The organism is Nonomuraea sp. NPDC050153 (assembly GCF_044460125.1).
Classification (GTDB): Bacteria; Actinomycetota; Actinomycetes; order Streptosporangiales; family Streptosporangiaceae; genus Nonomuraea.
This window is the reverse complement of sequence record NZ_JBITJQ010000002.1, coordinates 638,093-652,080: the sequence shown is the minus strand read 5'-3', so window position 1 is coordinate 652,080 and position 13,988 is coordinate 638,093. Positions and strand designations below refer to the sequence as shown.

Sequence of the window (13,988 nt, the reverse complement as noted above, 5' to 3'; positions counted from 1 at the left end):
TGCAGCTGGGCACTACGTGTGCCTGCTATGCAGCTGGGCACCACACCTGCCCGCCATACAGTTGTGGCAGCCAGGCGCGGGGTCCTGAGAGGCTTGCTGGGGGCCCTCGCTGTGACTTGGCGATCAGCTGAGCGCGTTCTGATGCTAGGTGAGATGGTTGTCGTCGTCAGGCAAGCCTCTGAGATGTCCGCGAAAGGGGGCAAAAAGCGGCTCCAGGCAGGCAAAGCGGGGTGGCGGCGTCCAATGGATTTCTGAATCCAGGTAGCGTTCGCACTATGGCATCGCCAACTGGAACCACAGACGCGCCCTTCGGCCGCATGCTGACCGCCATGGTCACGCCGTTCACTCCTGACGGCGAGGTCGATTATGTGGCCGTGCGACGTCTTGCCATCTATCTGGTGGACGAGCAGCACAATGACGGCTTGATCGTCAACGGGACGACCGGTGAGTCGCCCACCACCTCGGACGAGGAGAAGCAGCGCATCGTCAGCGCCGTCCTCGATGCGGTCGGCGATCGCGCGACTGTGGTGGCAGGGGCGGGCACCAACGACACCCGCCACAGTGTCGAGCTCGCGAAGCAGGCGGCACGTGTGGGCGCGCACGGTCTGCTGGTGGTGACGCCTTACTACAACAAGCCCCCTCAAGAGGGGCTGTACCAGCACTTCACCGCTGTCGCCGATGCGACCGACCTTCCGGTGATGCTGTACGACATTCCGGGACGCAGCGGCGTGCCGATCAAGACCGAGACTCTGCTGAGACTGGCGCAGCACGAACGCATCGTGGCCGTGAAGGACGCGAAGGGTGATCTGTTCGCCGCCAGTCAGGTGATGAGCGCGACCGATCTGGCCTTCTACTCCGGCGATGACCTGCTCAACCTGGCCTGGCTCTCCCTGGGGGCGGCCGGGTTCGTCAGCGTCGTCGGGCACGTGGTGGGCGCCGAGCTGGCGCGCATGATCCACCTGCACAAGAACGGCGACGTCGCCCAGGCCCTGGCCGTACACAGCCAGGTGACCCCAGTGGTCGACGGGATCATGCTGCGTGCGGGTGGCGCGATCATGGCAAAGGCGGCACTGAGCATGGTGGGCGTACCGGTGGGTCCGGTACGACTGCCGCTCGTGGACGCCACAGAGACGCAAATCGCCGAGCTGCGTGCTTGCCTGGTAGCCGGCGGGGTGAAGTTGACAGACGCATAGGAACGGGGAGGAACCGGGAGTTTTGAGAACACGAACTGACCGTGGGGGCCAGGCATGAGCCATCCGCATCCTGAGCTTGGTCCCCCGCCGGTGCTGCCTGACGGCGGCTTGCGCATCGTCGCGCTGGGCGGGTTGGGGGAGATCGGCAGGAACATGGCCGTCTTCGAATACGACGGCCGCCTGCTGATCGTCGACTGCGGGGTACTCTTCCCCGAGCCCGATCAGCCGGGTGTCGACCTCATCCTGCCTGACTTCGAATACATCAGAGACCGGCTCGACGACGTCGAAGCCGTGGTGCTCACGCACGCCCACGAAGATCACATCGGGGCGGTGCCGTACCTGCTGCGCGAGCGGCGCGATATCCCGCTCATCGGATCGAGGCTCACGCTTGCCCTGATCGAGGCCAAGCTCACCGAGCACAGGATCCAACCGACCAAGCTCGAGGTCGTCGAGGGCGAACGGCACGTTTTCGGGCCGTTCGACTGCGAGTTCCTCGCGGTCAACCACTCGATCCCCGACGCGCTGGCAGTCGCCATCAGGACGCCTGCCGGCATCGTCCTCCACACCGGCGACTTCCGCATGGACCAGTTGCCGAGCGATGGACGTCTCACCGACCTCGGCGGCTTCGCCAGGCTCGGCACCGAGGGCGTCGACCTGCTGATGTCCGACTCGACCAACGCCGAAGTGCCGGGGTTCGTCACCAGCGAGCGTGAGATCGGACCGGTCATCGACGAGGTGATCCGCACCTCCGAACAGCGGGTCATCGTGGCCAGCTTCGCCTCGCACGTGCACCGCATTCAGCAGGTGATGGACGCTGCGGCCAGGCACGGCCGGAAGGTGGCCCTGGTCGGACGTTCGATGGTGCGCAACATGGGCGTGGCCCGCGACCTTGGATATCTCAAGGTGCCGCCGGAGCTGATCGTCGACTCGCGCGACATCGAGGAGTGGCCGCCGCACGACGTGGTGCTCGTCTGCACCGGCTCTCAAGGTGAGCCCATGGCCGCACTGTCCAGGATGGCCAACCGCGATCACCCGATCCGTATCGCCGAGGGCGACACCGTACTCCTGGCCTCGTCGCTGGTCCCGGGGAACGAGACCGCCGTCAACAAGGTGATCAACGGACTGAGCAGGTGGGGCGCCCGCGTCGTGCACAAGGGCAACGCCAAGGTGCATGTCTCCGGCCACGCGGCCGCCGGCGAGCTCCTGTACGTGCTCAACCTGACCCGCCCGTCGAACTTCATGCCCGTACACGGTGAGTGGCGCCATCTGCGCGCGCACGCCAAGCTGGCCGCGCTCACGGGCGTGCCGGAGGACCACATCGTGATCGCCGAGGACGGCGTCGTGGTGGACCTGGTCGACGGCCGTGCGAAGATCGTCGGTGCGGTTCATGCCGGGTACGTCTACGTCGACGGCTCGTCGGTGGGCGAGATCACCGACACCTCGCTGAAGGACCGCAGGATCCTCGGCGACGAGGGATTCATCTCGGTGGTCGTCGTGGTCGACTCCAACACGGGCAAGCTCACCGCCGGCCCAGAGATCCACGCGCGTGGCTCCGGCATCGACCCCGCCCAGTTCGAGGAGTTCATCCCGCAGATCGAGCGAGCCCTCGCGGAGAAGGCCGCGGACGGGGTGGTCGACATGCAGGAGATCCGCCGGGTGGTCCGCCGTACGGTGGGACGCTGGGTGAGCGACACCTACCGCCGCCGACCCATGATCATCCCGGTAGTTCTCGAGGTCTGAGCCTCCCCCTGGTACGGCAGGCGATGTCGTCTGCCGTACCTCTGGGAGAGCAGGCGTGGGGCGAATGTCCGACCGCGTCGCTCGCTCCTTGGCGAGACCGACGGTCGGCTGGGCGATGGGCTGCCTCCTCCCCTCCGGACGAGCAGTAACGTCCTGGACGATTTGGCGCTGTCGCCTCTCCGGGACGGTCTGGGGGCTCCGGCAACCTTGCCCCTCAAGGTGAGCGCCAACCGTCAGGGGCGTTTGGCGGTCCCGCTCTGTGGGGTGGGTGCCGATCGTTGTGGGCGGTTGGTGTGCTTGCCTTTGGGGGTGGGTGCCGGTTGTCTGGGGTCTTTGGCGGTCTCGCCTCGCGGGGTGGGTGCCAACGGTGACGGGCGTTTGGCAGTCCCGCCGTGCAGGGTGGTCGAGGTGGTTCGGGGGACTTGACGCCGCTGCGTCCCACTGAACGAGAACACATGGTGTCGATGGTTCGGTGCTATCTCTTGGATCCTGCAGGTGCCTCCGCGTCCAGCGGACGGGCATGCATGCTTGTTCTGCGCGCGTCGCCGCTGCGTTGGTGTCGCGGCGGACCCCTGGAAGACCGATGATGCGGCGGATGAGCTGCCATGCGCCCCTGAGCCGGGAACCGGTGCTCGGGCGTGGCCTGGTTTGGTGATGGGCAGGTCGCATCAAAGGCTCCGAGGCGGACATCTCAGGCGTCCCTCCGGCGGACCAGCCACGTGGCAGCCAACAAGGGGACCAGCGCGTAGGCGACCAGCACTGCGGCGGCGGCTGCCGGAGGCAAGAGGGAGCCGTATACCGATGTGGTGATGATGTCGCCGGTGATCTCGCGGGGAAGTGCGCCGATCATCACCGAGCCGAGGCGTTCACTCCAGGGTTCGGGGATGTTACCGATGATCATGGGGATCACGTAGACGAGGCCGGCCAAGGTGGCGATCGAAGCGGCGGTCGAGCGGAAGAGCGCGCCCAGGCCCAAGCCGAGCAGCGCGAACGCGGACACCGTGAGGCTGGTGGCGGTGAGGAGCGGCAGCCTGTCCGCGAAGGCGCCGGCGTACGCGCCGGAGAAGCGGTCGCCCAGCACCCATCGGGTGACGAAGTAGGTGCCGAAAACCGTCACCAAGCCGATGATCAGCCCTAGTACGCCCACGATCGTGGATTTGGCGACAAGGACGGGCCAGCGGCGCGGGACGACGGTCAAGCTCGTTCTGATCAAGCCGGTTACGTATTCGGAAGTGATGGCAAGCGTGCCCAGGATGCCCATGCACAGTTGGGGCACGATCACGATCACCTCCTCCAGGTCCGCGATCCGGGCGTTGGGCCGTCGGGCGGCGGGAGCGGTGTCGTACATGTTGGCGGCCATCACGGCGAGTGCGAGACCCAGGAGGACCGTGCCGAGACTGAGCCCGAGGATCAGGTACGTCGAGCGGAGGGAGCGGACCTTCAGCCATTCTGAGGCGAGAACGCTCATGCTTTCGTCCGCTCCGAGCTGAGGATGTCCACGCGGGTGCCCATTCTTCGGATGTATGTGTTCATATGAGGCTGGTCCGTTCTTGGGGGAATTGTTACGTTGTGACTGTTTTCGGGGGCGGGAGTGTTCGTGTAGTGCTGCGTTCCCGGGGTCTTTTGTCGTGGTGTGGGGACGTTCGGATAGGCGTTCGTGTGGCGTGTTGTAGCGCTTGCCGAAGTGTGAGAAAGAACATGCCGCCGCTTGGGTGCCGCTCGCCTGAGCTGCGCTCCCGGCTGCAAGCAGATGCTCATCCGAGTGGTCCTTCGTGGCGAAAGCGTGCTTGTTCACGTTGTTACTGCAGTTGGGGCATTCACGGTCGTTGGTTCTGGGCCCGGAGATGCTTGAGCGGGTGTGCTCTCTGGCGAGAGCATTCGCTTGGCGGGTTGCTCCTGCGGTGAGAACAGGCTTTGCGTCCGTGCTCCGGCAGTGAGAGCAGACTTGTGGCTGCGCTCGGCCCTCATATGGGGGTGCTCAATAACTGCTGGCGCGGTTGGATGCTCATGCGGACATGCGGTTTGGGCGAGAGTAGCTGCGTGGGCGTTCTTTCAGGGCTGGTGATGTGCTGTGGATGCCTGTCTCGTTTTGGCGATGCCTGTGAGTGTTCGTTCTGGAAGAGGGAGGACTCAGACGTCTCTTCGGTGGAGTTGGTAGTAGCCGATGGCGAGGGCGACGAGTGGGTAGGCGAGGAGAGCGGCTAGTGCGGCCCAGGGAGGCAGGAGCCCGTCGCCCAAACGTGAGGAGAGGCTCCGGTCGGCTATTTGAGGGACGAGGTTCGGCAGGAGGAGCGTGGCCACGCGGGTGTTCCAGGGTGGGGGCAAGTAGTTGACGACGCCCGGTAGTACGAAAAGCAGTGCCACGATCGAGACGATTGCTCCCGCCGTTGAGCGGATCGCGGTGCCCAGGCCGAGGCCTACCAATGCCAGCGCGGTCACCGACAGGCCGGAAGCGAGCAGCATCGGCAGGTCGTCGGTGATCGAGGTGTCGTTGAAGCCCAGCTCGTGACCGCTCGCTATCAAGCGGCTCACCGAATAGGTGACCAGGAGGACCGCGTTCGCGGCTATCAATGTGGCCAGGCCGACGATGCCGGCCTTGGCCAGGAGTAATGTGCCGCGTTTCGGGACGGCGATCAGACTGGTGCGAATCGTTCCCGTGGCGTATTCGGAAGTGATCGCGAGCACGCCCAGCACAGCCAGGCTGATCTGGACGAGTGGGAGAAAGCCCTGCTCTGGGGCCGCGGCTCTCAGCTCGCCCCGCTCGTCGGCCAGGCCGCTCACATAGATGGTCCATGCCACGCCCAGGAGTACGGTGAGGGCCGACGTACCCACCGCTTGGTAAGTGGAGGTCACTGAGCGCAGCTTCAGCCATTCGGCGGAGAGGACCGCTCTCATCGGGGCGCCCCGTACTGCACGCTGCCGGCGGTCAGGGCCATGTAGGCGTCTTCGAGCGAGGGATAGTGCGCTGTCAGCTCCGCGACCGTGGCCTCGGTGATCAGCTTGCCGCGGCCGACGATGACGATGCGCTCGGCGGTGAGGGCCATCTCGCTCATCAGATGGCTGGAGAGCAGGATCGTGCGACCTTCGGCGGCCAGAGAGCGCATGAGGTCGCGGATCCAGCGCACGCCGTCGGGATCCAGGCCGTTCACCGGCTCGTCGAACATCAGCACGGCCGGATCGCCGAGAAGCGCCGACGCTATGCCGAGCCGTTGTTTCATGCCGAGTGAGAACCCGCTCACCCGTTTTCGCGCCACGCCTGCCAGCCCGACCTGGTCGAGCACCTCGGCCACGCGCGTGGGGCCGATGTCATTGGTGCGGGCCAGGGACAGCAGGTGGTTGTAGGCGCTGCGGCCGCCGTGGACGGCACCCGCGTCGAGGAGGGCGCCCACCTCGTGCATCGGCTTGGCGATCGACGTGTATCGGCGCCCGTTGACCAGCGCTTGGCCGGAGGTCGGGGCGTCGAGGCCGAGGATCAGGCGCATCGTGGTGGACTTGCCCGCGCCGTTCGGACCGAGGAAACCCGTGACGTGGCCTGGCTCGACCCTGAACGACAGGTCGTCCACGGCGAGGGTGCCGCCGTAGCGCTTCGTGAGGTGCTGGAGTTCGATCACGCCGTAAAGAATGCGGGACGGCGGGTCGCCGGCGCGTCGGACCACGGTTCGAATCTCAAGGTCAGACCCTGGGTTGACGTGAGGAGACCGCCGCAGCGGCTACCGTTCAACGCGTGGACGACACCCATCCCTTCTTCGCCAGGCGATTGAGCCGTGGCCAGCTGCTCATGCTCGATCTGGTGGCAGGGATGTGCTTCGCCTTAGTTTCCTTCACGGTTGCGGTGAACGCCACCGCGCTGCCGCCCTGGATGAGGATCGCCATCCCTCTCGGGCTGGGGCTGCCGCTGACGCTGCGGAGACTGTGGCCTCTGCCCGTCTTCTGTTTCACGCTTGTGCTCGCCATCTTCGCCGCGCTGGTCGACGTCGTGGGATTCGCCTACCTCGCGCCCGCTTACGTCCTTTATATAGTCGCCCTGTCCGACAGGTTCGGCGCCCTGGTCCCGACGTCGGCCATCGGCGGATTGAGTCTGGTCACGGTTGTCGGCCTGGCTGTGGCGGGTGCGCCGCGTGACACCGCTCCTGGGTGGCTGGTGCATCTCGACCAGCCACTCATGGGGATCGCGGCGCTGGGCGGCGCTTGGACGGTCGGTCGGGCCGTGCAGGAGCGCAGGTTTTACGCTGCCCGTGACGCTGAGCGGTTGGCGGCGCAGGCGGTGACGGAGGAGCGGTTACGGATCGCTCGCGAGCTGCACGATGTCGTCACGCACAGCGTGGGATTGATCGCCGTCAAGGCCGGTGTGGCCAATCACGTGATGGCGACCAGACCGGATGAGGCGCATGACGCGCTGCGTGTGATCGAGACGGCCAGTCGGAGCGCGCTGGTTGAGATGCGCCATCTGCTCGGTGTGCTGAGATCGTCGTCCAAGCCTGATTTCGTTCCTGCTCCTGGCCTGGCGGGGATCGAAGGGTTGGTTGCGCAGGCTCGGCTGGCGGGGGTCGAGGTCGGACTCAAGGTACGGATCGGGAGCAGCGATGAGGGGGGAGAGGGACAGCCCGAGGGGCGAGGGCGGTTGCCTGAGGGCGTGGGGCTGTCGGTTTATCGCATCGTGCAGGAAGCGCTGACGAATGTCATCAAACATGCCGCGCGTGCTCGCTGTTGGGTGTCCGTGTTCGCCGACGGCAAGATGGTTCGGATCGAGGTGGTGGATGACGGAGCCGGCAGTCGCACGTCGTCCGCCGCCGGCACCGGGCATGGCCTGATCGGGATGCGGGAGCGGGTCATGATGTACGGCGGGACGTTCGAAGCCGGGCGCCTTTCTGGGCGAGGGTTTCGTGTTTTCGCCGAACTGCCTTATGAGGACGTCTCGTGATCCGGGTCGTTATCGCCGATGATCAGGCGTTGCTCAGGGGGAGTTTTCGAGTGCTGGTGGACTCCGAGCCTGATCTGGCTGTCGTCGGAGAAGCGGCCACGGGGGTCGAAGCTGTTAGTGTTGCCTTGGAGCAGCGGCCGGATGTCGTGCTTATGGATGTTCGAATGCCAGAAATGGACGGGATTGAGGCTGCTCGGCGCCTCAGGGATGTTTCACGCGTGCTAGTCGTGACGATGTTCGATCTCGATTCTTACGTCTATGATGCGTTGCGGGCTGGGGCTAGCGGATTTCTTTTGAAGGACACGCCGCCTGCGGATCTGCTTGCCGCTATCCGTGTGGTCGCGAGTGGGGAGGCGCTGTTGGCGCCTACGGTTACGCGCAGGTTGATCGAAGAGTTCACGCGTACGCCTGTTCTGCCCCGGGTGAAGGGGCTGGACGGGATTACGGAGCGGGAGCGAGAAGTTCTGATGTTGATCGCCCGGGGCTTGTCCAATGGGGAGATCGCGGAATATCTTCAGGTGAGCTTGGCTACGGTGAAGACTCATATCACTCGGCTGCTCGCCAAGCTGGAAGCCCGAGATCGGGCGCAACTCGTTATTGCGGCGTATGAGAGTGGGCTGGTTTCAGCTGCGAGCTGAATTTGCGTGCATCGGCATGGGGCTGTGTGGTTGATGTTGAAGCTGTCTGCGTTTTGCGAGGTCGATGTTGACGGCCTGTTCGAGAAATTGGCTGAGGTTTCGACGGTCTCGGGTATCGCCGTAGCAGGGTGTGGCCCGATATGGGATGCGGTGTAGCAGTAGAGCGCGCTGTTGTGCTGGGAAGAGTCATATTCCAGGCAGGTGGCAGGACGCGGTGCAGCGGTGGGTATGTGTTTATTGACTGCCGATGGCTTTCTTGGTGGGCTGCGATGGTGCGGATTCTCATGAATTTGCGGGGATGAGTGGGCTGAGTTGGTCAGGTTGTCCTTGCGAGCCACTCGAGGTGGGTGCCGTCGAATGGGCCCTTTCTGCGGCCTACTGCGTCGAGTAGCCAGCGTGCGGTGGCTTCTGCCTGGGCGATGAGTTCGGGGGGATAGCCCAGGAGGACCTGATGTTCGGCGAACTCGTCCTCGTCGTCGAGGATGAGCCGGCCGTCCCGCATTCGGATCACGTCGAGATCGAGGTCGAGCATCGTCACCTCGCCGTCTTTCCACTCTGGGACGGTCGTGACGTCGACGTAGATCTCGGCCCGGTGGGGTGGTGTGTTGAAGGATGCAGTCCACCAGGCGTTTCGAGGGAATAACATGATCGCAGTGGTCTCCCACGTGACCGGTGGGCCCTCGCCCTTGCGGGCGACCGTTCCGCCGGGTATTTCTGCCCAGATTCCGTGTTCGTCCTCGCCCAGCAGTCGGCCGGGGTGGTTCCAGTGCAGCGATCCGCCGTACTTCCGGTACACAACTCGTACATCGGTCACATGTGGCAACTTATCCATGGCGTGGGGGGCTTACGTGCGCAGGGCCCCACGTATCGCGCAGGGCCCTGGTTTACGGTGTTCGGTTTTCGGTGGGAGTTCGGGTGGCTGGGTTTGTCGCGTTAGGTGTGCTGGCGTAGGGCTTCTGTGATGGCGGCTAGGCGTTGTGGGGAGGCCAGGCCGGCGTGGTACAGGTGGAACTCGGTCGCTCCTGCCTTGGCGTACGTACGGAGTTGGTCGGCCAGTACCGCAGGGTCGGCCGGGCGAGGGGGCAGGGCGAGGACGTAGGCGCCAATTCGCTGGCCCGGGGTGGACAGGTCCTTGAGTTGGGCGAGGCGCGTGGCATCCGTGGCGGGGTCGCCCCAGCAGTTGGCGACGAGCACGTCTGCTCCCGGTTCTCCCGACGGCAGCGGTGCGAAGGCTCCTGCTGCCCAGGGGTTCGGGTTGGCGTGGAGGGTGATGGGGGTGCTGGGGGCGGTCCTTCGGGCGACGGCGATCAGGCGGTGGCGGAGGGAATCGGACAGGCCACGGCGAACGGTGCGCACCTCGTCGGCCAGTTCGCCGAGAGCTTCTTCGATCGTGAGCGGTTGAGCGCTGGTGGCCGTGCCGCCGACCGGGGCGGTGCTGGTGTGGGCCGCGGAAATGGATGTCGCGGAGTGGGTTGTTGCAGGGGTGGTGATGTGGGCTGTGGCGGCAGGTGTAGCTCGATATGAATCCGTGGGGTGGGTGCGGTCTATGGCGGCGCGGACTCTGTCCCGGGTGGTTGCCGGGTAGCGGTCGGCGCAGGCCGTGCAGAAGCACAAGGAGAGGAGGTCCGAGTCGGCGGGTGTCCAGTCCGCACCGGAGGTCTTCTCGTGAACGCTCTGGTGGCCGAAGCCCATCGGGCCGCAGGCTTCCAGGATGAGGCCGTCCGGCTCGCCTACCGCGAGGATCTCCTCGACCAGGTGCTCGCAGTACTCGAGAACGTCCTCGTGGGCAGGGCAGATGGCGTACGGATAGGGGTCGCCGAAGGCGTTGCGTACGACCAGGTCGGGATTCGCGGTGCCCAGGTAGGAGTTGTGAGTCAGGACGGTCCAGGCGTGCACCTGGAGGCCGACCGCCTTCAGAGCGTCTCTGGCCTGGAGGTACGCGTCCTCCGGGGTCCAGGTGGGGGTTGCGGGAACCAGGCGGGACCAGGACGAAGGGCGGATCGGGAGGTAGAAGGCCGGATAGGGAACGTCGAGTACGCGGTGGGACGGGTGGTAAGGCGTGGCGGCTCTCGTCGAGTGGTAGCTCGCTGCCAGAGCTACCGCCTCCACTCCCAGGCCGGCCAGGCGGTCGGGGGCGGCGGGGTCGCCGACGATGTCCCAGGGGTAGACGTAGGCCACGTTCACCAGCGCGGTCTCCTTGCGGAAAAGGTGGGCTCGAAGCGTTGCATGTAACTCGTGTCGTCGCGGGCGGAGATCCCGCATTTCTCGTACTGCTCGTTCATGACGGCCAGCGCGTCGCGGTCCAGCTCGACGCCGAGGCCGGGGCCGGCAGGCACGGGGACGGCGCCGTTCACGAAGCGCAGGGCACCGGGCGCGACCACGTCCTGGCCATCCTGCCAGGGGGTGTGCGTGTCACACGCGAACGTGAGGTTCGGGGTGGCGGCGGCCAAATGGGTCATGGCGGCCAGGCTGATCCCGAGGTGGGAGTTGGAGTGCATGGACAGCGCCAGGCCGAACGTGTCGCACAAGGTGGCGACATGCGCGGAACGTACCAGGCCACCCCAGTAGTGGTGGTCCAGGAGGAGTACGCCGATCGCGCGGGATGCGATGGCAGGAGGGAGGTGCTCGTGGGTGACCACGCACATGTTCGTGGCCAGCGGCATGGGGACGGCGGCGGCCACTTCCGCCATGCCGGAAATGCCGGGGGTGGGGTCTTCCAGATACTGGAGGGTGCCCTCCAGTTCCTGGCCCACGCGGATCGAGGTCTCGACCGTCCAGGTGGCATTCGGGTCCAGGCGGAGGGGTGTCTCGGGGAACGCCTCGTGAAGCGCGCGGATCGCGGCTATTTCCTGGTCGGGAGGGAAGACACCGCCTTTGAGCTTGATGGACTCGAAGCCGTATTCGTTGATGAGGAGGGCCGCTTGTTCGACGACACTCGATTCGTCCAGAGCCGCGCCGAACCGGTCGGGCTCCCCGTCGGGGTGGCCCGCCCACTTGTAGAAGAGGTACGCGCTGTACGGCACCGCATCCCGGATGCGGCCGCCCAACAGGTCGGTGACCGGGACGCCTGCCGCCTTGCCGCGAATGTCGAGGCAAGCGACCTCGAAGGGGGAGAAGACCCGGTCGATGCTCTTCTCCTTGGTGGCGGCACCGGTCAATCCATGCAGATCGGTCACCGTGTGGCCGACGATCGCACTGATCCGGGCGTACATCGTGTTCGTGGCGTGCACGTCGAGGCCGATGAGGGCCTGCGCGCACTCGCGTACCTTGCCCAGGTGCCCGAGGTCCCCGTAGGTCTCCCCCAACCCGGTCAAGCCCTCATCTGTGACGACCTCGACAATGGTGCGGAGGGCCCACGGCTCGTGGACTCCGGCGGCGTTCAGAAGAGGCGGATCCCGGAAGGCGACAGGGGTGACGTGGATCTGCCTAATGATCATTTAGACCGCCGTCCAGATATGTGAACAATAGCCAGATTTGTGGACAAGTTGCCGCAACTGTAAGAATCAGGCTGAAGAAGTGTCAAGCTCGGAAGGGCCTTTCGATGATCTACGGACACGACCCCAGGACCGGCGAGACCGTTGGCGCCGCACTGCCCGAGACCGACAGTGCCGGGGTCGACTTGATCGTTTCCGCCGCGGCCGCCGCCGGCACGGCCTGGCGGGCGACTCCGGCGGCTGAGCGTGCGGTCGCGCTCGAGGCCGTCGCCGATGCGCTGACCGCGCACGTGGACGAGCTGTGGCAGCTCGCCGACCAGGAGACCGCGCTCGGTGAGGTACGGCTGCGCGGTGAGGTCGCGCGTACGGCGGGCCAGTTCCGGCTCTTCGCCCAGGTCCTCAGGGACGGCGGTTACGTCGAGGCCATCATCGATCACGCGGATGCCTCGCTCGCGCCGCCCCGTCCTGACGTGCGGCGGATGAAGCACGCGCTGCCGGGCGTCGTCGCCGTGTTCGCGGCCAGCAACTTCCCGTTCGCGTTCTCGGTGGCCGGGGGTGACACGGCGTCCGCGCTGGCCGCCGGGTGTCCGGTGGTCGTCAAGGCGCACCCCGGGCATCCGAACACCTCCGAGCGGGTGGCGAAGATCGTTCGTGACGCGCTCCCGTACCCGGACCTGCTGGGTCTGGTGCAGGGCATGCAGGCCGGGATCGATCTGGTGCAGCACCCCGGGGTGGTCGCGGCCGGGTTCACCGGGTCCGTGGCCGGGGGCAAGGCGATCCAGCGGCTGATCGATGAGCGGGAGGTGCCGATCCCGTTCTACGGCGAGCTGGGCAGCGTCAACCCGGTCGTCGTGCTGCCCTCCGCGCCGGCCAAGGACGTGGCCGCGGGGTTCGCCGGGTCGCTCACGCTGGGGGTCGGGCAGTTCTGCACGAACCCCGGGCTCATGTTCGTGCCCGAAGGCGACGAACTGCAGAAGGCTCTGGCCGAGGCGGTCGAGGGGACCAGCGGTGGCCCCATGCTGGCCGAGCGGATCAGGGACGGGTACCTCGGCGGTGTCGAGCGGCTGGGTGAGCTGCGCCTGCTGGCCGAGGGCAAGCCGGGGGAGGGGAGCTGGGCGGTCACGCCCAAGGTGTTCACCACCGATCTCGACACGTTCGAGGAGAAGCTGCCGCGGATCGCCGAGGAGTGCTTCGGGCCGGCGTCGATCGTGGTGACGTATCGGGAAATTTCCGATCTGCGGCCTGTGCTTGAGCGGTTGGACGGGTCGCTGACCGCGACCGTCCACGGCACCGACCCGGACGAGGCCGGCGAGGTCGTCGAGGTGCTGGGGAGGAAGGCCGGCCGGCTCATCTGGAACGGGTGGCCGACCGGGGTGGCCGTGTGCTGGGCGATGCAGCACGGTGGTCCTTGGCCTGCCGCGACCACGACGACCACCTCGGTCGGGGCGACGGCGATCGATCGGTGGCTGGCGCCTACGGCGTACCAGGACTGGCCCGAGGCGCTGCTGCCGGACGAGCTCAAGGACGACAACCCGCTGTCCGTTCCGCGGAGGGTTGACGGTCGTCTGGAGGTGTGACCGACCTGGTCCCCTGAAGTGGGGTGATGGTGGTCGCGGGCTGATGGCGGAGGTGGGGCCGGCCGTTGGGGCTCGTGGCCACGGTTTGTGCGGCTGACCGGCCAGCTGTGAGGTTGGCCGGTCGGTCGTGGGGGCGGGTGTCGGCCTTGGGCGATGGTGTCGTGATGGGGGCGCCGGTTGGTTGGGGTGACCGTGTGGTGGTGTGAGGGTCGGTCTGGTTGGGCTGACGGTGCGGTGGTGTCTGGTGCTGTGGTGGTGTGAGGGTCGGTCTGGTTGGGCTGACGGTGCGGTGGTGTCTGGTGCTGTGGTGGTGTGGGGGCTGGTCTGGTTGGGGTGATGGTGTGGTGGTGTGAGGGTCGGTCTGGTTGGGCTGACGGTGCGGTGGTGTCTGGTGCTGTGGTGGTGTGGGGGCTGGTCTGGTGGGGGTGATGGTGTGGTGGTGTCGGGTTTTGGTTGGTTGGGGTGATGGTGTGGTGGTGTGAGGG

General features: G+C 66.2%; 10 protein-coding genes and 1 pseudogene. 5 read left to right on the top strand and 6 right to left on the bottom strand.

The annotated features are described in order from the left end of the window. The first annotated feature begins 275 nt into the window (after positions 1-275). Both dapA and ACIBQ1_RS07200 read left to right on the top strand, forming a co-directional pair. A complete protein-coding gene (dapA, locus tag ACIBQ1_RS07205) occupies positions 276-1,193 on the top strand; it encodes a 4-hydroxy-tetrahydrodipicolinate synthase (protein ID WP_397275186.1) in 918 nt (305 codons plus the stop codon). 54 nt (positions 1,194-1,247) lie between these two features. After that, the gene (locus tag ACIBQ1_RS07200; protein ID WP_397275184.1) at positions 1,248-2,933 is read left to right on the top strand and encodes a ribonuclease J; all 1,686 of its coding nucleotides are present in this window, start codon (positions 1,248-1,250) and stop codon (positions 2,931-2,933) included. A gap of 691 nt (positions 2,934-3,624) precedes the next feature. On the opposite strand, the gene ACIBQ1_RS07195 is transcribed toward ACIBQ1_RS07200, so the two are convergent. From ACIBQ1_RS07195 to ACIBQ1_RS07185, 3 genes and pseudogenes are all read right to left on the bottom strand, one after another. Further along, positions 3,625-4,293, bottom strand: a complete 669-nt coding sequence (locus ACIBQ1_RS07195; RefSeq protein ID WP_397275181.1) for an ABC transporter permease subunit — start codon at positions 4,291-4,293, stop codon at positions 3,625-3,627. A gap of 770 nt (positions 4,294-5,063) precedes the next feature. Beyond that, positions 5,064-5,828: an ABC transporter permease subunit gene (locus ACIBQ1_RS07190; protein WP_397275179.1), complete on the bottom strand. Its 765-nt coding sequence runs from the start codon at positions 5,826-5,828 to the stop codon at positions 5,064-5,066. A gap of 68 nt (positions 5,829-5,896) precedes the next feature. After that, positions 5,897-6,544: pseudogene (locus ACIBQ1_RS07185) on the bottom strand (ABC transporter ATP-binding protein); the annotation flags it as partial. Between the two features lie 113 nt (positions 6,545-6,657). Here ACIBQ1_RS07185 and ACIBQ1_RS07180 point away from each other — a divergent pair. Both ACIBQ1_RS07180 and ACIBQ1_RS07175 read left to right on the top strand, forming a co-directional pair. Beyond that, positions 6,658-7,854: a sensor histidine kinase gene (locus tag ACIBQ1_RS07180; protein WP_397275178.1), complete on the top strand. Its 1,197-nt coding sequence runs from the start codon at positions 6,658-6,660 to the stop codon at positions 7,852-7,854. Next, positions 7,851-8,492 (top strand): response regulator, encoded by a 642-nt coding sequence (locus ACIBQ1_RS07175; protein ID WP_397275176.1) that lies wholly within the window; start codon positions 7,851-7,853, stop codon positions 8,490-8,492. The genes ACIBQ1_RS07180 and ACIBQ1_RS07175 overlap by 4 nt, the downstream gene beginning before the upstream one ends. 316 nt (positions 8,493-8,808) lie before the next feature. On the opposite strand, the gene ACIBQ1_RS07170 is transcribed toward ACIBQ1_RS07175, so the two are convergent. The 3 genes from ACIBQ1_RS07170 to ACIBQ1_RS07160 form a co-directional block, all read right to left on the bottom strand. Continuing rightward, entirely contained in the window at positions 8,809-9,306 is a 498-nt protein-coding gene (locus ACIBQ1_RS07170) for a DUF402 domain-containing protein (RefSeq protein WP_397275174.1), read from the bottom strand. Between the two features lie 119 nt (positions 9,307-9,425). Further along, positions 9,426-10,676, bottom strand: a complete 1,251-nt coding sequence (locus ACIBQ1_RS07165) for a hypothetical protein (RefSeq protein ID WP_397275173.1) — start codon at positions 10,674-10,676, stop codon at positions 9,426-9,428. Next, the gene (locus tag ACIBQ1_RS07160) at positions 10,673-11,929 is read right to left on the bottom strand and encodes a glucarate dehydratase family protein (protein WP_397275171.1); all 1,257 of its coding nucleotides are present in this window, start codon (positions 11,927-11,929) and stop codon (positions 10,673-10,675) included. Before ACIBQ1_RS07160 ends, ACIBQ1_RS07165 begins: the two co-directional genes overlap by 4 nt. A gap of 104 nt (positions 11,930-12,033) precedes the next feature. Between ACIBQ1_RS07160 and ACIBQ1_RS07155 the strand changes: the two genes are divergently transcribed. Next, complete coding sequence (locus tag ACIBQ1_RS07155; protein ID WP_397275170.1) at positions 12,034-13,503, top strand: aldehyde dehydrogenase (NADP(+)); 1,470 nt, start codon at positions 12,034-12,036, stop codon at positions 13,501-13,503. Positions 13,504-13,988: the final 485 nt, after the last annotated feature.

Coding starts and splice junctions, on each gene's coding strand:
- ACIBQ1_RS07190 (WP_397275179.1), bottom strand. CDS start 5,828: ATGAGAGCGGTCCTCTCCGCCGAATGGCTGAAGCTGCGCTCAGTGACC.
- ACIBQ1_RS07200 (WP_397275184.1), top strand. CDS start 1,248: ATGAGCCATCCGCATCCTGAGCTTGGTCCCCCGCCGGTGCTGCCTGAC.
- ACIBQ1_RS07195 (WP_397275181.1), bottom strand. CDS start 4,293: ATGGCCGCCAACATGTACGACACCGCTCCCGCCGCCCGACGGCCCAAC.
- dapA (WP_397275186.1), top strand. CDS start 276: ATGGCATCGCCAACTGGAACCACAGACGCGCCCTTCGGCCGCATGCTG.
- ACIBQ1_RS07155 (WP_397275170.1), top strand. CDS start 12,034: ATGATCTACGGACACGACCCCAGGACCGGCGAGACCGTTGGCGCCGCA.
- ACIBQ1_RS07160 (WP_397275171.1), bottom strand. CDS start 11,929: ATGATCATTAGGCAGATCCACGTCACCCCTGTCGCCTTCCGGGATCCG.